13 protein-coding genes are annotated in these 16,446 nt (G+C 59.0%); 3 read left to right on the top strand and 10 right to left on the bottom strand.

The genetic code is table 11. The features are described from left to right. Window positions 1-171: 171 nt before the first annotated feature. The 10 genes from KP708_RS06635 to rimP form a co-directional block, all read right to left on the bottom strand. The gene (locus KP708_RS06635; protein ID WP_215749129.1) at window positions 172-2,181 is read right to left on the bottom strand and encodes an FUSC family protein; all 2,010 of its coding nucleotides are present in this window, start codon (window positions 2,179-2,181) and stop codon (window positions 172-174) included. Between the two features lies 1 nt (window position 2,182). Then, window positions 2,183-3,601: a nitronate monooxygenase family protein gene (locus KP708_RS06630; protein ID WP_215749131.1), complete on the bottom strand. Its 1,419-nt coding sequence runs from the start codon at window positions 3,599-3,601 to the stop codon at window positions 2,183-2,185. A gap of 64 nt (window positions 3,602-3,665) precedes the next feature. Next, a complete protein-coding gene (gene pnp / locus KP708_RS06625; RefSeq protein ID WP_215749133.1) occupies window positions 3,666-5,816 on the bottom strand; it encodes a polyribonucleotide nucleotidyltransferase in 2,151 nt (716 codons plus the stop codon). A 194-nt stretch (window positions 5,817-6,010) separates the two neighbouring features. After that, complete coding sequence (rpsO, locus tag KP708_RS06620) at window positions 6,011-6,280, bottom strand: 30S ribosomal protein S15 (protein ID WP_007283842.1); 270 nt, start codon at window positions 6,278-6,280, stop codon at window positions 6,011-6,013. Then, complete coding sequence (truB, locus tag KP708_RS06615; RefSeq protein WP_215749135.1) at window positions 6,240-7,241, bottom strand: tRNA pseudouridine(55) synthase TruB; 1,002 nt, start codon at window positions 7,239-7,241, stop codon at window positions 6,240-6,242. The genes rpsO and truB overlap by 41 nt, the downstream gene beginning before the upstream one ends. 100 nt (window positions 7,242-7,341) lie before the next feature. After that, window positions 7,342-7,761, bottom strand: a complete 420-nt coding sequence (rbfA, locus tag KP708_RS06610; RefSeq protein WP_046900027.1) for a 30S ribosome-binding factor RbfA — start codon at window positions 7,759-7,761, stop codon at window positions 7,342-7,344. Further along, window positions 7,758-10,544 carry a translation initiation factor IF-2 gene (infB, locus tag KP708_RS06605; protein ID WP_215749136.1) on the bottom strand — a complete coding sequence of 929 codons (2,787 nt, stop codon included), beginning with the start codon at window positions 10,542-10,544 and terminating at the stop codon, window positions 7,758-7,760. The genes rbfA and infB overlap by 4 nt, the downstream gene beginning before the upstream one ends. After that, complete coding sequence (locus KP708_RS06600; RefSeq protein WP_371823798.1) at window positions 10,541-11,245, bottom strand: RNA-binding protein; 705 nt, start codon at window positions 11,243-11,245, stop codon at window positions 10,541-10,543. Before KP708_RS06600 ends, infB begins: the two co-directional genes overlap by 4 nt. Continuing rightward, window positions 11,193-12,740, bottom strand: a complete 1,548-nt coding sequence (gene nusA, locus KP708_RS06595) for a transcription termination factor NusA (protein ID WP_046900030.1) — start codon at window positions 12,738-12,740, stop codon at window positions 11,193-11,195. The genes KP708_RS06600 and nusA overlap by 53 nt, the downstream gene beginning before the upstream one ends. Before the next feature lie 31 nt (window positions 12,741-12,771). After that, on the bottom strand, window positions 12,772-13,389 hold the full coding sequence (gene rimP / locus KP708_RS06590; protein WP_046900031.1) for a ribosome maturation factor RimP: 618 nt from the start codon (window positions 13,387-13,389) through the stop codon (window positions 12,772-12,774). Window positions 13,390-13,592: 203 nt separating this feature from the next. Between rimP and KP708_RS06585 the strand changes: the two genes are divergently transcribed. Genes KP708_RS06585 through KP708_RS06575 form a run of 3 tightly spaced genes read left to right on the top strand, consistent with a single transcriptional unit; the run spans window position 13,593 to window position 16,414 of the window. Further along, a complete protein-coding gene (locus KP708_RS06585) occupies window positions 13,593-14,192 on the top strand; it encodes a hypothetical protein (protein ID WP_086634017.1) in 600 nt (199 codons plus the stop codon). Between the two features lie 32 nt (window positions 14,193-14,224). Further along, entirely contained in the window at window positions 14,225-15,475 is a 1,251-nt protein-coding gene (locus tag KP708_RS06580) for an AAA family ATPase (RefSeq protein WP_211496058.1), read from the top strand. Window positions 15,476-15,478: 3 nt separating this feature from the next. Continuing rightward, window positions 15,479-16,414: a hypothetical protein gene (locus KP708_RS06575; RefSeq protein ID WP_215749138.1), complete on the top strand. Its 936-nt coding sequence runs from the start codon at window positions 15,479-15,481 to the stop codon at window positions 16,412-16,414. Window positions 16,415-16,446: the final 32 nt, after the last annotated feature.

Below are 16,446 nucleotides of genomic sequence, written 5' to 3'. Positions count from 1 at the left end.
ACCTGGAGGTGGCGGTCGGCCGGGAGGAGGCTTCCATGGTGGCGGAGGACGCCCTGGTGGTGGGGGCTTCCATGGCGGCGGTCCGGGAGGCGGAGGTGGCCCTGGAGGGGGCGGACATGGTGGTGGCGGTCACGGTGGCCCCGGTGGTGGTGGACGCCACTGACACCCTGCTCAGGGGCCGGAGAGAACCGGTCCCTGATCTTCTTCACTGGCAACGGGTCGATCAGAACGCTTCAGCGCCGCAATGCTCGACATGATCTCACCGCTTTCAAGCTGACCCGCAATTTCCGCGAGTGGCTCTCTTGCTTCAAGAGCTTCGGCCTTCTCCTTCCAGAACTGGCCGGTCTGAGGGTCAGGCGCACATAACCCGGCAGCCATATCAAACCGAAGCAGCGTGACTTCTCCGCTCAGGCTTCTTAGCGCGCGTAACAAGGCATGCATGCGCTCCGCCCCTGGCCCCACACCAGAAAGCCCACCAAGAAGCGGAAGCGAGCCACGGGCAAATTCAGCCCGCGTGGTATCAATCCCCGCCTGACGCTGCGTCCGATCCGTGGAAACCGTATCATTGCCATTCAGCACGGCCGACAGATAGCGGATATTCCCAACAATCGCGGCCCGCAACAGACCATCCATGTCCTGCGTCTGCCGCTGGGGAAAGAGTGCAAAAGCGCAGCCAAGGCCAATCAGGCTACCAAGCGTATTATCCAGAATACGAAGCCACGCGACACCATCAGACGGCATCGTCATTTCCGTGACGATAATGAAATGTGCGCTCAGGAACAGAACCAGAAGCGTATAGTTGACCGCACGCATCGCAATCGCGCCAATCACGAACAGCGCAAGCGCGACCATCATTTCAGTCGGCCCCGGCAAGAACGGCGTTGCCAGAAGTGCCAGAACACCCCCGCCGATTGTTCCCAGAACGCGCTCTAGAGCCCGCACCAGGGTTGTCTGGCCCGAGGGCTGGATAACAAGAAGTACGGCCACGAGAGCCCAGAAGCCGTAACTCAGGCCCAACCACTGCGTCGCCAGATAAGTCCCCAGGAGGCCAACAACCATGCGGAGGGCATGACGCCAGATCACAGGCGTCAGCCGGGCGACGTGCTTGGGAGCGTCGGCATCGAAAGGGAGTCTCGCTTTCTCGGCCAGACCATCAGCAAGCGTGCCAAGCGTCCGTGCGCTGGTTGCCACCAGTTCTCCGATCGTGCCGGAGCGCACACGAATACTATCCGCCAGACCCAAAGCCTCTCGGGAAAGGCGTTTCAGATCCGGGCTGGGAGACAGAGCGGCCTCACTGGCATGCTGGCAAAGTGCCGAAAATGCTGCGAGTGTTCCACGCGCTTCAAAATCCAGCCCACGCGTTTCAACAAGATGCTCAACAGCCAGCATCGCCGTGAAAAGACGCTCTGCACCGGCAAGAGAGGCAATCAGGCGACCACGCATACTGTAACTGGCATGGCCTGCATCAATCTGAAGGGCAACACCTCTCGCCCGCTCAATGGCCGTGCGGATCGTCTGACGATGAACCGTCTCCTGAAGACGACCTGCGGCCAATTCTCCAGCCATCACGGCAAGAAGCTGATAGCAGCCCCCAACAGCCCGCCGTGCAGGTGCATAGGGATGCTGAGGCCACAGGATCAGGCACAGCACGATCGCCCATGTGCCACCGCCACCAAAGGCGAGCGCAATCGTCAGGGCGTCGTTGAAGGAATGTGCCGGGAACCCGATCCCGGCGAGCATGACGCAGCCCAGCAACGCACACAGGAGCGCCATGCTGGGAACTAAGGCACGCGCCAGCCCCGCGAACAGGCCCGTCACGATCAACCAGGGAATGACCCCCCAATACGGGAATGTCGCAATCAGGGACGTCACACCACCCAGTACCGCACCCGCAACCGTAAAGATGCCGAGGATGCGCAACTGCTCACGCGGTGTGCCACCGGGTTCAATCAGACAGCACCAGAATGCTGCAAAAGCAGCCCAGGCAAAAACAGCCTGATGAAAATAAAGAGCAGGAAGAAGGGCAACAACTGTTGCAAGGGCCGCCCGGACACCCTCAGCAGGAGCAAGTTGCTCCGGGCTGAGGGGAACGGAATGACGGGCCAGAAACTGTGACAGGAAAGTCAGATGACGGGTGCGGTTCAATGAAGCCTGTCGCGCCAGTGGATCACGCACCGTCATGTTATCGTCCTGTCAGAATACGCTCCACGAGCTGACCAACTGTAGGAACAAATCCATTCGCATAGAAAGGATCAGTTCCGAAGCGCCAGGCATTCGTGCCACCAAACATCAGGTTGTGATCAACCACATCGTCCGCATGCTCGTCATTCGGAGCATGAGCAATCGTCTGAAGCGTCTTCTGAATGCAGAAAGACCGCGGATCAGCCTTCTGACCATTCGTGTAGGGCTGGCGCTGCATCCAGTTGGAGAACTTACAGGCAGACAGACAGCCCATGCAGTTCGTCTGGTCAGCCAGGATTTCACGGGCACTGTCAGGGGTGACAAAAACTAGCGTGTCATCAGGCGTACGGAGCGCCTCGGTGAAGCCCGCTGCCTCCCAACCTGCAATATGCTGACGGTCGGTTGAGGACACAAACACTTCGCGCTTACGTGCACCTACGCCGTAAGCTGCATCCAGTTCTGCCGTAGCTTCCGGACTGTACGCAACCTGACGCTCCGAGCGGCCTCGCAGGTCATGCATGAAGCTATTGTTGACAGCAGAGGAATAGAAGCCGGTCGGAGAGAAGCGGTTCAGATAAACATCCCCCTTCTTCAGCGTCAGAAGACGGCGCTTCCAAGCCTCCGGAATCGGGCTTTCCTTTGTCAGCAGCGGACGCGTTCCGAACTGGAAAGCGATTGGCCCAAGATCCGGGTTACCAATCCAGTCCTGCCATTCTTCAAGGGCCCAGACACCACCCGCCATAATGATGGGCGTTTCATCCAGACCATACTGACGCAGAACCCGACGAAGCTCGAGCACACGCGGGAACGGATCTTCCGGCTGTAACGGATTTTCCGTGTTGGAAAGACCATTATGGCCACCTGCGCGCCACGGATCTTCATACACCACGCCACCCAGCAGTTCCGGTGCCTTGCTGTACGCACGGCGCCAGAGCGCATTGAAGGCACGTCCGGATGACACGATCGGGTAATAGGGAATACCGTGTTTGATCGCGATGTCAGACAGACGATATGGCATGCCTGCCCCACAGGTCAGGCCGTTGATGATGCCTGGAGCGCCTTCGAGGATACCCTCGATAATTTCTTCAGCGCCGCCCATTTCCCACAGGATATTGGCGTGAAGGCGTCCTTTACCACCAGCGATCTCACGGGCGATCTTTGCCTGTGCAATGCCGCCATCAATAGCATAGCGGATCAGTTCGCGCTGCCGCTCACGGCGCGTACGACCGTGATAGATCTGGGGAACAGGACGACCCTGTTCGTCATAGCTGTCAGCGTTGACGGCAGAAATTGTTCCAATTCCGCCGGCAGCGGCCCAATGGCCTGCCGAAGTACCGGTGGAGACAGAAACACCTTTGCCCCCCTCGACCAGAGGCAGAACATCCTGACCACCAAAACGAAGGGTGTCGATCGACTTCATGGGGACTCGATGTCTCCGATACTCAGATAAAAAAGGCGGGGCCTTATGAGCCCCGCCCCAACACTCACTCGGCGTCGCGACGGGGCGGACGGCCAGCCTTGGCCCCCACGCTCTCCGTGATATCGGCACCAGTTTCCTGATCGACAACCCGCATGGACAGCTTCACTTTGCCGCGGTCATCAAAACCGATGACCTTGACCTTCACGGCATCGCCCTGCTGGACCACGTCGGACGTCTTGGCAACACGGCCCTGCGTCAGCTCGGAGATGTGCACCAGACCATCACGCGGGCCAAGGAAGTTCACGAACGCACCGAAGTCGGCCGTCTTTACAACCTTACCGTCGTAGATACGGCCGATTTCCGGCTCAGCCACGATGCCTTCAATGCGAGCAATAGCCTTCTGGGCCTGTTCGTCATTGGAAGCAGCGATCGTGATCGTGCCGTCATCCCCGATGTCAACCTTGGCACCGGAATACTCGACGATCTCGCGGATGACCTTGCCACCGGAACCGATCACATCGCGGATCTTTTCCTTCGGCACGGACATCGTCGTAATCTTCGGCGCATTGCCGGAGACGTCGTCACGACCTTCCGTCAGAGCCTTGGACATTTCGCCAAGGATATGGATCCGCCCTTCACGAGCCTGCTCAAGAGCAATTTTCATGATTTCCGGCGTGATGGACGTGATCTTGATGTCCATCTGCAGAGCGGTCACACCGTCTGCCGTACCGGCCACCTTGAAGTCCATGTCACCAAGATGATCTTCATCACCCAGGATATCGGACAGCACAGCGTAGCCACGATCTTCCTTGATCAGACCCATAGCGATACCAGCAACCGGACGCGGCAGCGGAACACCAGCATCCATCAGCGCCAGAGACGAACCGCAGACGGTTGCCATGGATGAGGAGCCGTTGCTCTCCGTGATCTCGGAGACGACACGCATCGTGTACGGGAACTGCTCCTTGGACGGCAGCAGCGGGTGCAGCGCACGCCATGCCAGCTTGCCGTGACCGATTTCACGACGACCTGGGGAACCCATACGACCACACTCACCGACCGAATACGGAGGGAAGTTGTAGTGCAGCAGGAAGTTCGAGCGGTATTCGCCTTCGAGCGCATCAATGATCTGCTCGTCCTGGCCCGTGCCAAGCGTTGCAACGACCAGAGCCTGCGTTTCACCACGGGTGAAGAGCGAGGAACCGTGCGCACGCGGCAGGATGCCAACTTCTGCAAGGATCGGACGAACCGTCTTCAGGTCGCGGCCATCAATACGGATGCCGGTCTTGAGGATGGAGCCACGAACAACCTGGGCTTCCAGCTCCTTGAGCATCGGCTTGGCCAGCTCAACGTCAAGACCTTCTTCAGCAAGGATCTCGTTGATACGGTCCTTGGCTTCAGCAACCTTCTTGTAGCGTGCCTGCTTGACACGCTCCTTGTAGGCATCGGCCATCAGCTTGTTGCCGACCTTCTCGACGCGCTTGCGAAGGGCAATTTCTTCCTTCGTCAGCGACGGCAGATCCCACGGCGCCTTGGCTGCGTGTTCGGCCAGAGCGATGATGGCTTCAATCACAGGCTGGAAGGACGTGTGACCCAGGGTCACGGCTTCCAGCATGGTCTCTTCCGAAAGCTCGCTAGCTTCGGACTCAACCATCAGCACGCCTTCAGACGTACCGGCCACAACGAGATCCAGCGTGCTGTCCTTAACTTCGGACAGCGTCGGGTTCACGACGAGCTTGCCATCGATGCGACCAATGCGGGCAGCAGCAACCGGACCGAAGAAAGGAATACCAGACAGCGTCAGGGCAGCAGAGCAACCGATCAGGGACACGATCGCCGGATCGTTTTCCATGTCATGGCTCAGAACCGTAGCTGTAACCTGAACTTCGTTGCGGAAGTTCTCCGGGAACAGCGGACGGAGCGGACGATCGATCAGACGTGCATTCAGCACTTCCGCTTCAGACGGACGACCTTCGCGCTTGAAGAACCCGCCTGGGATCTTGCCTGCGGCGTAAGCCTTTTCCTGATAGTTGACCGTAAGCGGGAAGAAGTCCTGTCCCGGCTTGACGCTCTTGGCACCAACAGCCGTACACAGAACGACCGTGTCACCATAGGTGATCATGACAGCGCCGTCAGCCTGACGGGCAATCTTGCCGGTTTCAAGAATAAGCGGGCGTCCGGCCCACTCGATTTCCTTGCGGAAATAATCGAACATATCGTTCTCCTAGATTAGGAACGAGCCATCATCTGGACATCCGGCAGGTGACGGAGCAGCGTTTCGGACGGCATGGCGGTGGTAGCGGGACAATTCCCGCAACGACACCATGTGGCCTGAAACGCCGGTCGCGCACCCCACCCCCGGAAAGACCAATGGCAGGGGTGTCCGGGGGCAAGCCCCCGGACGACGTATCAGCGACGCAGGCCGAGACGCTCGATCACGCTCTGGTAACGAGCCTGATCCTTGCGCTTCAGATAGTCCAGCATGCTACGACGCTGACCGACCATCATCAGAAGACCACGACGGGAGTGGAAGTCCTTCTTGTGGGTCTTCAGGTGCTCGGTCAGGTTAACAATCCGCTCGGTCAGGATAGCAACCTGAACTTCCGGCGATCCCGTATCGGTCTCGTTCTGGCGGTATTCAGCGATCAGAGCCGTGCGGCGTTCTGCAGTAATCGACATCGTGTTCTCCAAAAAACTCGTGGTTTTCCAGCATCCGTGCTGCCCTGAGCCGTCCATCGCGGATCTGACACAGGCCAATCACGTGCTCTCCGATCATCGCACGCCACAGATGGTCTCCCTCCTGTGACACGGCCGGCAGAGAATTTGTGAGATCCGAGGGGTCAAGAGACTGGCCCCAGATCAATATTCTTCCCTCCGCTTCGGTAACGGCCAGCGCCGGGATGTCGACCAGCGCGGTCGCTACATCCAGCAGAGGAGCCGGAAGAGCATCGGCGTTGTCCACAGTTTGAGTCGATTTGTCCAGTGCTATCTCGTCAATCGTCATGGCATGAGACAGATCAAACGGCCCGCATTTCGTTCGACGCAGGACAGAAATATGCCCCACTGTTCCGCACGCAAGAGCGATGTCTCTCGCCAGAGACCGCATATAAACGCCCTTGCCGGACTGCACTTCAAAAACTGCAGTATCCACATCCGGTCGTTCTACCAGTGTGATCGAATCTATCCGTGCCGGACGGGGCGGAAGCTCCGGTGGACGGCCGGCACGCGCAAGATCGTAAGCACGCTTTCCACCAACTCTCAGCGCAGAGAACACGGGGGGAATCTGCATCACATCGCCCGTCAAAGCGGGAAGACAGGCGCGTAGATCATCATCTGTTGGACGATGAACCGACGTCGCAAGAACTTCTCCCTCGCGATCATCGGTTGTGCGGCTTTCCCCCAAAGAAAGGGTAAAGCGGTAACGCTTTGTCGCATCCATAATATAGGGGATTGTTCGCGTGGCCTTGCCAAATGCGATCGGCAGGACGCCCGAGGCCAAGGGGTCAAGCGTGCCGCCATGGCCCGCTTTTTTCGCGTCAAATTCCCAACGCAGTTTATTGACCATGTCCGTAGACGTTGGGCCAAGCGGCTTGTCGAGAATCAGCCATCCGTCAATCTCGCGTCCGCGTTTTCTTGCCACTGGTCCAGCATCCCTCACTCATGATCGGGCGCTGATAGACCAGTCTGACCTGTAAATGCAAAAACACCCCTGACCCGAAGGCCAGAGGTGTTGTGCAAAATCAGTCTTCCAGATCTCGGCTAACTTCCGGTGAACGAAAGAGCTGATCCAGTTCCATCGCATTATCCAGCGCCGTATCTGGCTGGAAATGAATTTCCGGAACACTTCGCAGTCGAAGCACCTTGGCCAACCCGGAGCGAAGGAAGGGAGAAACCCGCTTTAAAGCAGGAAGAACTTCTTCCACATCGCTTCGGCCCAGTCGGGTCACAAACACTGTCGCGTGACCAAAGTCCGGGGAAACCCGAACTTCCGTAACCGTGATGCGAACATCCAGCAGGTCAGGATCACGAAACTCCGTGCGGGCGAAGATGTCCGCCAGAGTCCGGCGAACCTCTTCTGCCACCCGAAGCTGGCGCGTGCTTGGCCCTTGGGCAACAACGCCTGCCGGGCCTTTCAGGTCATTTCTGGAACGTGAGCTCAAGCCGGGATCACTTCCATCTCGTAGCACTCGACGACATCGCCTTCGCGCAGATCATTGTAACCTGCGAAGGAAAGACCGCACTCATACCCACGAGCCACTTCCTTGACATCGTCCTTGAAGCGCTTGAGCTGGCTGAGTTCACCCTGATGGATGACCACGTTCTCACGCAGCAGACGCACACCACAGCCACGCTTGACGAGGCCTTCGGTGACGTAGCAACCAGCGACCTTGCCAGTCTTCGTGATGTTGAAGACCTGACGGATCTCCGCATAGCCGAGGAATTTCTCGCGATGCTTGGGCGCAACCTTGCCCTTCACGAGCTGCTCTACGTCGTCCGCCACCTGGTAGATGATGGAGTAGTAGCGGATATCCACACCTTCACGCTGCGCCAGTTCACGAGCCTGCGTCGTCGCACGAACGTTGAACGCCACGATGATGGCATCAGAAGCCTTGGCGAACTGGATATCGCTTTCCGTGATCTGACCGACACTGGCGTTCAGGACGCGAATTGCAACTTCCTCATGAGCCAGTTTCTGGACTGTCGTGGAGATTGCTTCCGCAGAGCCCTGAACGTCCGCCTTGATAAGAAGGGCAACTTCCTTCTGATCACCGGCCTGAATACGAGCCAGCATCTGGTCGAGTGTGCCACGGGCAGCAACCTGCGTCGCAGCCTGCTTTTCCTTGATGGTACGCTGACGGAATTCGCTGATCTCACGAGCGCGGACGTCGTTTTCAACAACAACGAACGGCTCACCTGCACCCGGAACACCCGCGATGCCGAGAATCTCGACAGGCATGGATGGGCCAGCGTCCTTGAGCTGACGGCCACGATCATCGAGAACCGCACGAACACGTCCCCACTCCGCACCAGCGACAACAATATCGCCGCGACGCAGTGTGCCCTTCTGAACAAGAACGGAAGCCACTGGGCCACGCCCGCGATCAAGGCGGCTTTCGATCACCGTACCTTCGGCCATACGATCCGGGTTAGCTCTCAGATCAAGCATTTCAGCCTGAAGCAGAATAGCCTCTTCCAGCTTGTCCAGACCCGTACGCTTCAGTGCCGAGACTTCGACATCCTGCGTATCACCGCCCATATCTTCGACCACGATTTCATGGCTCAGAAGTTCCTGACGGACACGGGTTGGGTTGGCGCCTGGTTTGTCCATCTTGTTGATGGCGACAATGATCGGGGCATTCGAAGCCTTGGCATGCTTAATGGCTTCGATCGTCTGCGGCATGACACCGTCATCGGCCGCAACCACCAGAACGACCACGTCCGTCACGGATGCACCACGAGCACGCATGGACGTAAATGCCTCATGGCCCGGTGTATCGATGAAGGTGATCTTCTTCCCGGAAGGTGCCGTGACCTGATACGCACCGATGTGCTGCGTGATACCGCCGGCTTCTGCGCCAGCCACATCAGCAGAGCGGAGTGCATCGAGAAGAGACGTCTTACCGTGATCGACATGACCCATAACGGTCACGACCGGAGCACGCGGCGCCAGATCTTCTGGGCGATCTTCAACGCCCTTGATGCCGATTTCCACATCGCTTTCAGCAACGCGCTTCACACGATGGCCGAACTCTTCGACGATCAGCTCAGCAGTATCGCCGTCGATGCTCTGGGTTGCCGTCGCCATGACGCCCATTTTCATGAGCGACTTGATGACATCACCCTGACGGGACGCCATACGGTTGGCCAGCTCAGCGACCGTGATGGTTTCCGGAACAATTACGTCACGCACAACGCGCACCTGATCAGAACGAAGACGTTCAAGCTCAGCCTGGCGACGCTCACGATCGCGCTGACGGCGAACTGAAGCCAGCGAACGGGTTTTGCCGTCATCGCCTTCAATCGCTGCACGCACATCGATGCGACCGCTACGACGGTCATTGCCGCCCGGGCTCTTGCGAGGAGAAGGCTGGGTGGAACGACGCTGAGCCGGACCACTGGGTGCACCACCACTGCGGCGAGCAGGAGCACGACGCTCTTCTTCGCCACCCGCCGCGGCTGCGGCCGGAGAACGCAGATGAAGCGTCTCACCACCACGGGGCTGTGCAGGAGCTGCAGCCGCAGGACGTGCGGTCTGAACCGGACGCTCCGGCATAATTGCGCGCTCTGCAAGAGGACGCAGACGCTGCACGGGGGCTGCTAGCTGCACGCCACCCGTTGAATGCGTACGCGGGTCAAGCGGAGCAGCACGCTGGGCTTCTTCAGCTTCACGTTCTGCCTGACGCGCAGCGCGCTGGGCTTCTTCTTCAGCGAAGATGCGCGCGTCTTCTGCGGTTTTGATCGCCTGACGATCACGCTCGATGCGTGCAGCTTCTTCAGCCTCTCTCGCCTCTGCGGCAAGACGCTGTTCCTCCTCGGCACGGCGGGCTGCTTCTGCAGCCGACATGATCTGGATCTTTTCGGCTTCGCGGCGTGCAGCCTCTTCAACCGCAGCTTTACGCTGTGCTTCCAGAACGCGCTGACGCGTTGCAAGCTCCGCAGCCGTCAGGGCGCGACCGCCAGCACCAGCACCACGACCACCACGTGCACCGCCAGCAGCCGAGCCACCCGGGCCGGAAGCTGCGCGCTTGGGCTTGCGAACTTCAACCTGCACGACCTTTGAACGGCCGTGGCTGAAGCTTTGACGCACGGAGCCAGCGTCGACTGTACGACCGACCTCCTGACGTCCTGCGGGGCGTAGGGACAGGCGGCCAGTCTTGTTCTGTTCGCCGCCCTGTGATGGGGTCTGTGTTCCGTCCTGGTTGCGCTCGTTGCCGTCGCTCATAGTTCCGCCTGTTCCTTACTGACCCCTTTGGGGTCTGGGAGTGAACGTCCTGCCACTCCCGAAAATCTCTCATGTTCGGCGATCAGGCGCTGTGCCAGCGCACCCGGCGCCATCACCGCATAGACCGCCCGGTCCCGGCCGAACGCCGAAGCCAGGACGCGATCGGGAACTGTCACCACCGGCAGAGATCGCCGGCCCGACACCAGTCTGGAGAACTCGTCCAGGCTTGCACCTTCGGAACGGATCACCACCCCTGCCCTACCGGAAATGAGCCACTCCCGGCATTTCTGAAACCCGCAGACAACCTGTCCCGCTCTTCGGGCCAGACTGACAGCGTCCAACATCCTCTGTCCCAGTGCCGCCTCGACGAGATCCGCCAGACAGTCCGGTACAGACACCTGGGCCTTTGCAGCACGTGCAAAAGCCTGTCGGGTGCGGGGGCTATCTAACACATCCCGGCTGGCACTCAACCACATTCCCCGACCTGGCAGCTTTGCGGCCAGATCTGGCACAACCCGATTATCCGGGCTGACCACGAAACGGATCATGCTTTCAGGCGGCCTCTGCTCTCGGGTCACGAGGCAGCGGCGCTCTGAACCGCGGCGCCCTAAAGCACCGCGAATGGGACCATTATCAGTATCAGAAATATCAGACGTCGGTCGACTCCCCGTCCTTCTTTTCGGCTTCAGCCGATTCGTCACCCTCAAACCAGTGGGCACGGGCTGCCATGATGACTTCATTCGCGGCATCTTCATCCATGGCGTCTGCGCCAAGAATGTCCACGAGTTCATCACCTGCCAGATCCGCCAGATCGTCGAGCGTTTTCACACCCTTCTCACCAAGCGTCACCAGCATCTGGTTCGTGAAGACACCGAGATCGACAACATCGTCCGTCACGCCAAGCTCTTTGCGCTTGTCGTCCAGCTCGTGTTCCTTGCCAGCCAGATACTCGTTTGCACGCAGCATCAGCTCTTCAGCAACACTCTCATCGAAGCCTTCGATGTCATGCAGTTCGCCCGGCTCCGTATAAGCCAGTTCTTCGATGGAGTGGAAGCCCTCTGTAACCAGAAGGCTGGCAATCACATCGTCCACATCCAGCGAGTCAACGAAGAGGCCAGTCCGCTTGCGGAACTCTTCCTGACGACGCTCCGATTCCTCGGCCTCCGTCAGAATATCGATGTCCCAGCGGGTCAACTGGCTGGCCAGACGCACGTTCTGTCCGCGGCGACCGATCGCGAGCGAAAGCTGCTCATCCGGCACCACGACCTCAACACGCCCTGCTTCCTCGTCCATCACCACCTTGGTGACTTCCGCAGGTGCCAGCGCATTCACAACGAATGTTGCAGCCTGCGGGCTCCAGGGAATGATGTCGATCTTCTCGCCCTGCAACTCAGCCACAACGGCCTGAACACGCGAGCCACGCATACCAACGCACGCACCGACCGGATCAATCGCCGCGTCACGGGAAATGACAGCCATCTTGGCGCGGGACCCCGGATCACGGGCAACAGCCTTGATCTCGATGATACCGTCGTAAATTTCCGGTACTTCCTGTGCGAACAGCTTGGCAAGGAATGCCGGATGCGTTCGTGACAGGAAGATCTGCGGGCCGCGCGGCTCGTCACGTACATCATAGATATACGCGCGAATACGGTCCGAATTTCGGAAAGACTCGCGAGGGATCAGTTCATCACGACGCAGAAGGCCTTCGGCATTGCCGATTTCAACCATCATGTTGCCGTACTCGGTCCGCTTGACGGTACCGTTGACGATCTCGCCTACGCGATCCTTGAATTCATTGAACTGGCGCTTGCGTTCATATTCACGCACGCGCTGCACAATAACCTGCTTGGCCGTCTGCGCTGCAATACGACCAAAGTCGATCGGCGGCAGTGGATCAACGAGATGTTCGCCAATCTGAATTTCCGGCTGGAACTTACGAGCAATGTGAATGGGGATCTGCGTGTCCTCATTCTCCACCTGCTCGACAGCCTCCGTCCAGCGGCTGAGACGAACTTCGCCCGTCTTGCGATCGATGGTCGCGCGAATGTCCTTCTCGTGACCATACTTGGCGCGGCCAGCCTTCTGAATGGCCTGCTCCATCGCTTCCAGCACTTCTTCGCGGTCGATGTTCTTCTCGCGCGAGACTGCATCTGCGACCAGCAGCAGTTCAGGGCGGATAACAGATGTGTCCATCAGATCGGACCTCCAGCCAGCATGAGACGGGTCATTGTTTCTTCTTCCCCGGCTTCTTCGGATTCAGTTTCGGAACGCGAGGCGTCTCGCCGTCACTCTCCGCTTCAGGTGTGATACCCGAAAGGGCAGCACTTGCCTCAATCAGGGCATCCGTCAGGATCAGACGGGCCTTGCGAACTTCTGCCAATGGCAGCTCCGCTTCAGTCCCGTCGTCCAGACGAATCACGCCCTTGCCATCCCGCGTGCCCATCACCGTTCCAGAGAAACGACGACGGCCATTGAGCGGAACATCAAGCTCAGCCTTGGCCAGATGTCCGGCGAATCGCTCCCAGTCCTTTGCACGGGTCAAAGGGCGGTCGATTCCAGCTGATGATACTTCGAGCATCCATGCGCCTGGAATCGGGTCATCCACGTCAAGGATGGCACCGACGGCGTGACTGATCTGCTCGCAGTCCTCCACGGAGATCAGGGAGCCGTTTGCACGGTCCGCCATGATCTGAATGGTCGGGGTGTCGCGCCCGAGAACGGAAAGACGGACGAGCTCGTAGCCCAGGTCCGCCAGCGTCGGCACGATCCGCTCCGCAATGCGGGCTTCAAGGCCCGTCAGATGAGGCAGTTCGAGACCGGAAGATGTGTTCTGTTGAGACAAGACAAAAAAGGCGGCCCGTCAGGGCCACCCCCCGAAAAGAAGCGGAAGATGAATGGAATGACCTCTATCTAGGCCCTCCACCCTCGCAATGCAAGTAGAACGACAGGGATACAGCCCCATAAGCATATCGAAAGATTTGTTTACATTTATCAGTGCGGAGAATGCTTGCCTTGAACGGTTAGTCAGGGTGAGATGAGGCCCTGATGACAGCCGAACCCGAGCCTAAACCGCATCTCCTTCCGCAGCAGGATGCTCCCCGGAGCCGACCTCTCTGGGCGGGAGGTAGTCTTCTGGCCGTGGTCACCATTGGGGCCGGGGCATTTTTTTATACTCATGCCACAACGCCCAAGGCGGCAGTTCCCGCTCCTCCGCCAGACAATGCTGCCGTTGGCACGGCACCGGCGCTTCAGGCGGCTGTTCAGCTTTCCATGCTCTCCGCACAGAATGCCCCTAAAGCGCTTGCTGCCACCAGCTTCAATGCCCAACAGCGGAGCCAGATTTTAGCGGCTGTGCAGCGTGGCGATATGCGCCTTGTGGAAATGCCGGTTCTGGATGCGGCAGGCGTGACAGGACAGACCGTTGATGTCACAGTATCCGGATTGACCCAGCGCGTTGTTTTGACAGGAAAATTCCAGCGGCTCATTCTGCCGATTGCCGAAGCCGCACAGGTTACGATTGATCCTGTCACAATGCCGCACGCACCCGCTCTTACCATTGGTGCCATGACCGCCCTCGGCCCCGAAGCCCTGCCAAGCCTGACTGCGCTGAGTCAGCGTATCGTGCTTGGCGTGATTGTTCAGTAAAGGCCACCCCGGTGTTCAAGTCCCTCGTTCCCATGCTCAACCGGGCCATGCCAGTTATGATGGCGGCCTTCCTGATTCTGGCGGTCATTCAGGTGGCCGTCATGCTACACCTGTCTCTGGATGGTTTCTGGAGAGCTCTGAACTGGGCACGCCCTGCCTATCTCCCCCTTGCGGGGATCGGCGCCCTCCTGACCGTCATGGGTCTGGGATACGAAACTTCTGCAGAAAAACTGGCGCGTCGTGGACTGCGCCGGAGGAAAGGTCTGATCATGGATGTTCTCAGCCGGCTGACCAATCGTGGTGCGCTTGAAGAACTCATGGCCCGCGAACAGCGCGAAACCGTCATCGATGCGGAGGAGCTTGCCGCATCTCTTCGGGCCCGCGTCATCGGGCAGGACCGTGTCTGCGAAGACATTGCCCAGCAGCTCCGCCGCCGCCTCGCTCTTCAGGTTCGCGGCAAGCCCGTGGGTATTTTTCTGCTGGCAGGGCCTCCAGGGACTGGAAAAACCTATCTGGCCAAGCAGATTGCCCGACAGATGGAGCGCCCCCTGCTCCATTTCGATATGACGCAGATGTCCAGCCCCCATGCAGCCACACAGCTCTTCGGCTCCCCGAAGGGCTATGTCGGTTCAGACACTTTCGGCAAGCTGACCGGCGGTCTCAAGGATCAGCCAGATGCCGTCGTGCTACTGGATGAAATTGAAAAAGCCCACCCGGACGTGTTCAAGAAGTTTCTCACTGCATGGAACGATGGTCACGTTACGGAAGCATCTACAGGCGAACAGGTCTCCACTACCCGCGCCATCTTCATGCTGACGTCCAACATCGCAACAGACGCACTGACAGAGATTGCGGACCGCCTGGAAAATGAACCTGACAAAATGCGTGCGGAGTCGGTGGAAGCCCTCAAGCGGGCAGGCTTCGCTCCTGAGGTTCTGAACCGCCTCGACAGGATCTTTGTATTCCGCGCTCTCCGCGGTCTGGATCTGGCCCGTGTGGCCGCTCTGGAAATTGAAGCTATGATCGAAAGCTATGGCCTGCACGTTGAAACGGGCGGTATTGATCCGGCCCTGCTCTTCCAGGTCATGGTCAAGCAGAAGAACCTGGGCACCGGCGCCAGCGCTCGTGATCTGGTGCGGTCCATTGAAGATATGGTGAGCGAAAGTCTGATTATCGCCCGTCAGCAGGGCGCCAAGACGGTTCGCCTGACGGCAGGAGATGAGGGCGTTGTCGCGGAAATTTCCAAGGATACCGAAGCGCAACTCGGCCGCCTGAGCCACTGATCCATGACAGCATTTGGACGACTCTGGCGCCGTGCGCCTCTTTGGCGCACAAGCCTTATCATGATGGTCGGCGGGATCGGGATGGCGTCGTTTTTCCCGACCCCCGCTTTGAAGAAAGCCATGCCCTGGCTCCCGGGACATGCTCCTGGTGCAAGCCCAGCGTCTGCAGCAGGCGCGAGCGGCGCTCAAAACGCCGCCGGCGGCAATGCCCCCAATGGTGGCGTGGATCAGGTCGGTGTTCCCGATCCAGGCATCACCCTCCGGCACAGCCTGAAGATTGCCGGGCGCACTGTTCCGCTCCCGACCGGAGACTGGCACACCATCCTGACAGCCCGTAGCGGCCCTCACGGAGAAATTTCCCAGCAGGTTCTGGCGCGTACGGATAGTGGCGTTGTCTCGGCCGTGATTGTTGTCCGCGCCAGCCAGCAGACTCTTCCACAGGAAGTGACGGATGGGCTGGAAACGCCGTGCCATGATGATCGCAACTATGCATCACGTATCAGTGGAAAGCCGGGCGCATCGGAAGAATGTACCTATATGGGGAACGCAGTTCTGGCGAACAATACAGTCAGCCCGGACCCGTTCATCACAGCCGCCTTCAACCGCATGGCAACACTCGGCTTTCCCATTCCACCCCTCATGATCAATGTTGGGTGGTATCACGCTGCCCTTCAGGGCACGCAGGGCGTTCAGGTCGAGACTGTTGAGACGCTTATTGCCCCGATTGAGCATGGGTCCCGCCAACTCCTGGCGCCCATCAACATCTGGGGCAAGGGCACAGTTCATTCCAATCCGGGCTCCTCGCGCTTCATCACGGATCTAGATCGGTGGATGCTGAAATGGGCGGACGTTCTGCGGCAAGGGTTTGACGGGACGCTTGACCCGAATACGCTTACACCATCCATCACGAGTGATCCGTCAGCGCCCAAAGCGTCCTGACAAAAAAAGGCTGCCTCCAACAGAGAGGCAGC

Origin of the sequence: Gluconobacter sp. P5H9_a (assembly GCF_018812085.1) — a bacterium.
Classification (GTDB): Bacteria; Pseudomonadota; Alphaproteobacteria; order Acetobacterales; family Acetobacteraceae; genus Gluconobacter.
This window is presented reverse-complemented; position numbering and strand designations above follow the sequence as displayed.

Coding starts and splice junctions, on each gene's coding strand:
- nusA (WP_046900030.1), bottom strand. CDS start 12,740: ATGGACACATCTGTTATCCGCCCTGAACTGCTGCTGGTCGCAGATGCA.
- KP708_RS06630 (WP_215749131.1), bottom strand. CDS start 3,601: ATGAAGTCGATCGACACCCTTCGTTTTGGTGGTCAGGATGTTCTGCCT.
- KP708_RS06580 (WP_211496058.1), top strand. CDS start 14,225: ATGCTCAACCGGGCCATGCCAGTTATGATGGCGGCCTTCCTGATTCTG.
- infB (WP_215749136.1), bottom strand. CDS start 10,544: ATGAGCGACGGCAACGAGCGCAACCAGGACGGAACACAGACCCCATCA.
- rpsO (WP_007283842.1), bottom strand. CDS start 6,280: ATGTCGATTACTGCAGAACGCCGCACGGCTCTGATCGCTGAATACCGC.
- KP708_RS06575 (WP_215749138.1), top strand. CDS start 15,479: ATGACAGCATTTGGACGACTCTGGCGCCGTGCGCCTCTTTGGCGCACA.
- pnp (WP_215749133.1), bottom strand. CDS start 5,816: ATGTTCGATTATTTCCGCAAGGAAATCGAGTGGGCCGGACGCCCGCTT.
- KP708_RS06635 (WP_215749129.1), bottom strand. CDS start 2,181: ATGACGGTGCGTGATCCACTGGCGCGACAGGCTTCATTGAACCGCACC.
- KP708_RS06585 (WP_086634017.1), top strand. CDS start 13,593: ATGACAGCCGAACCCGAGCCTAAACCGCATCTCCTTCCGCAGCAGGAT.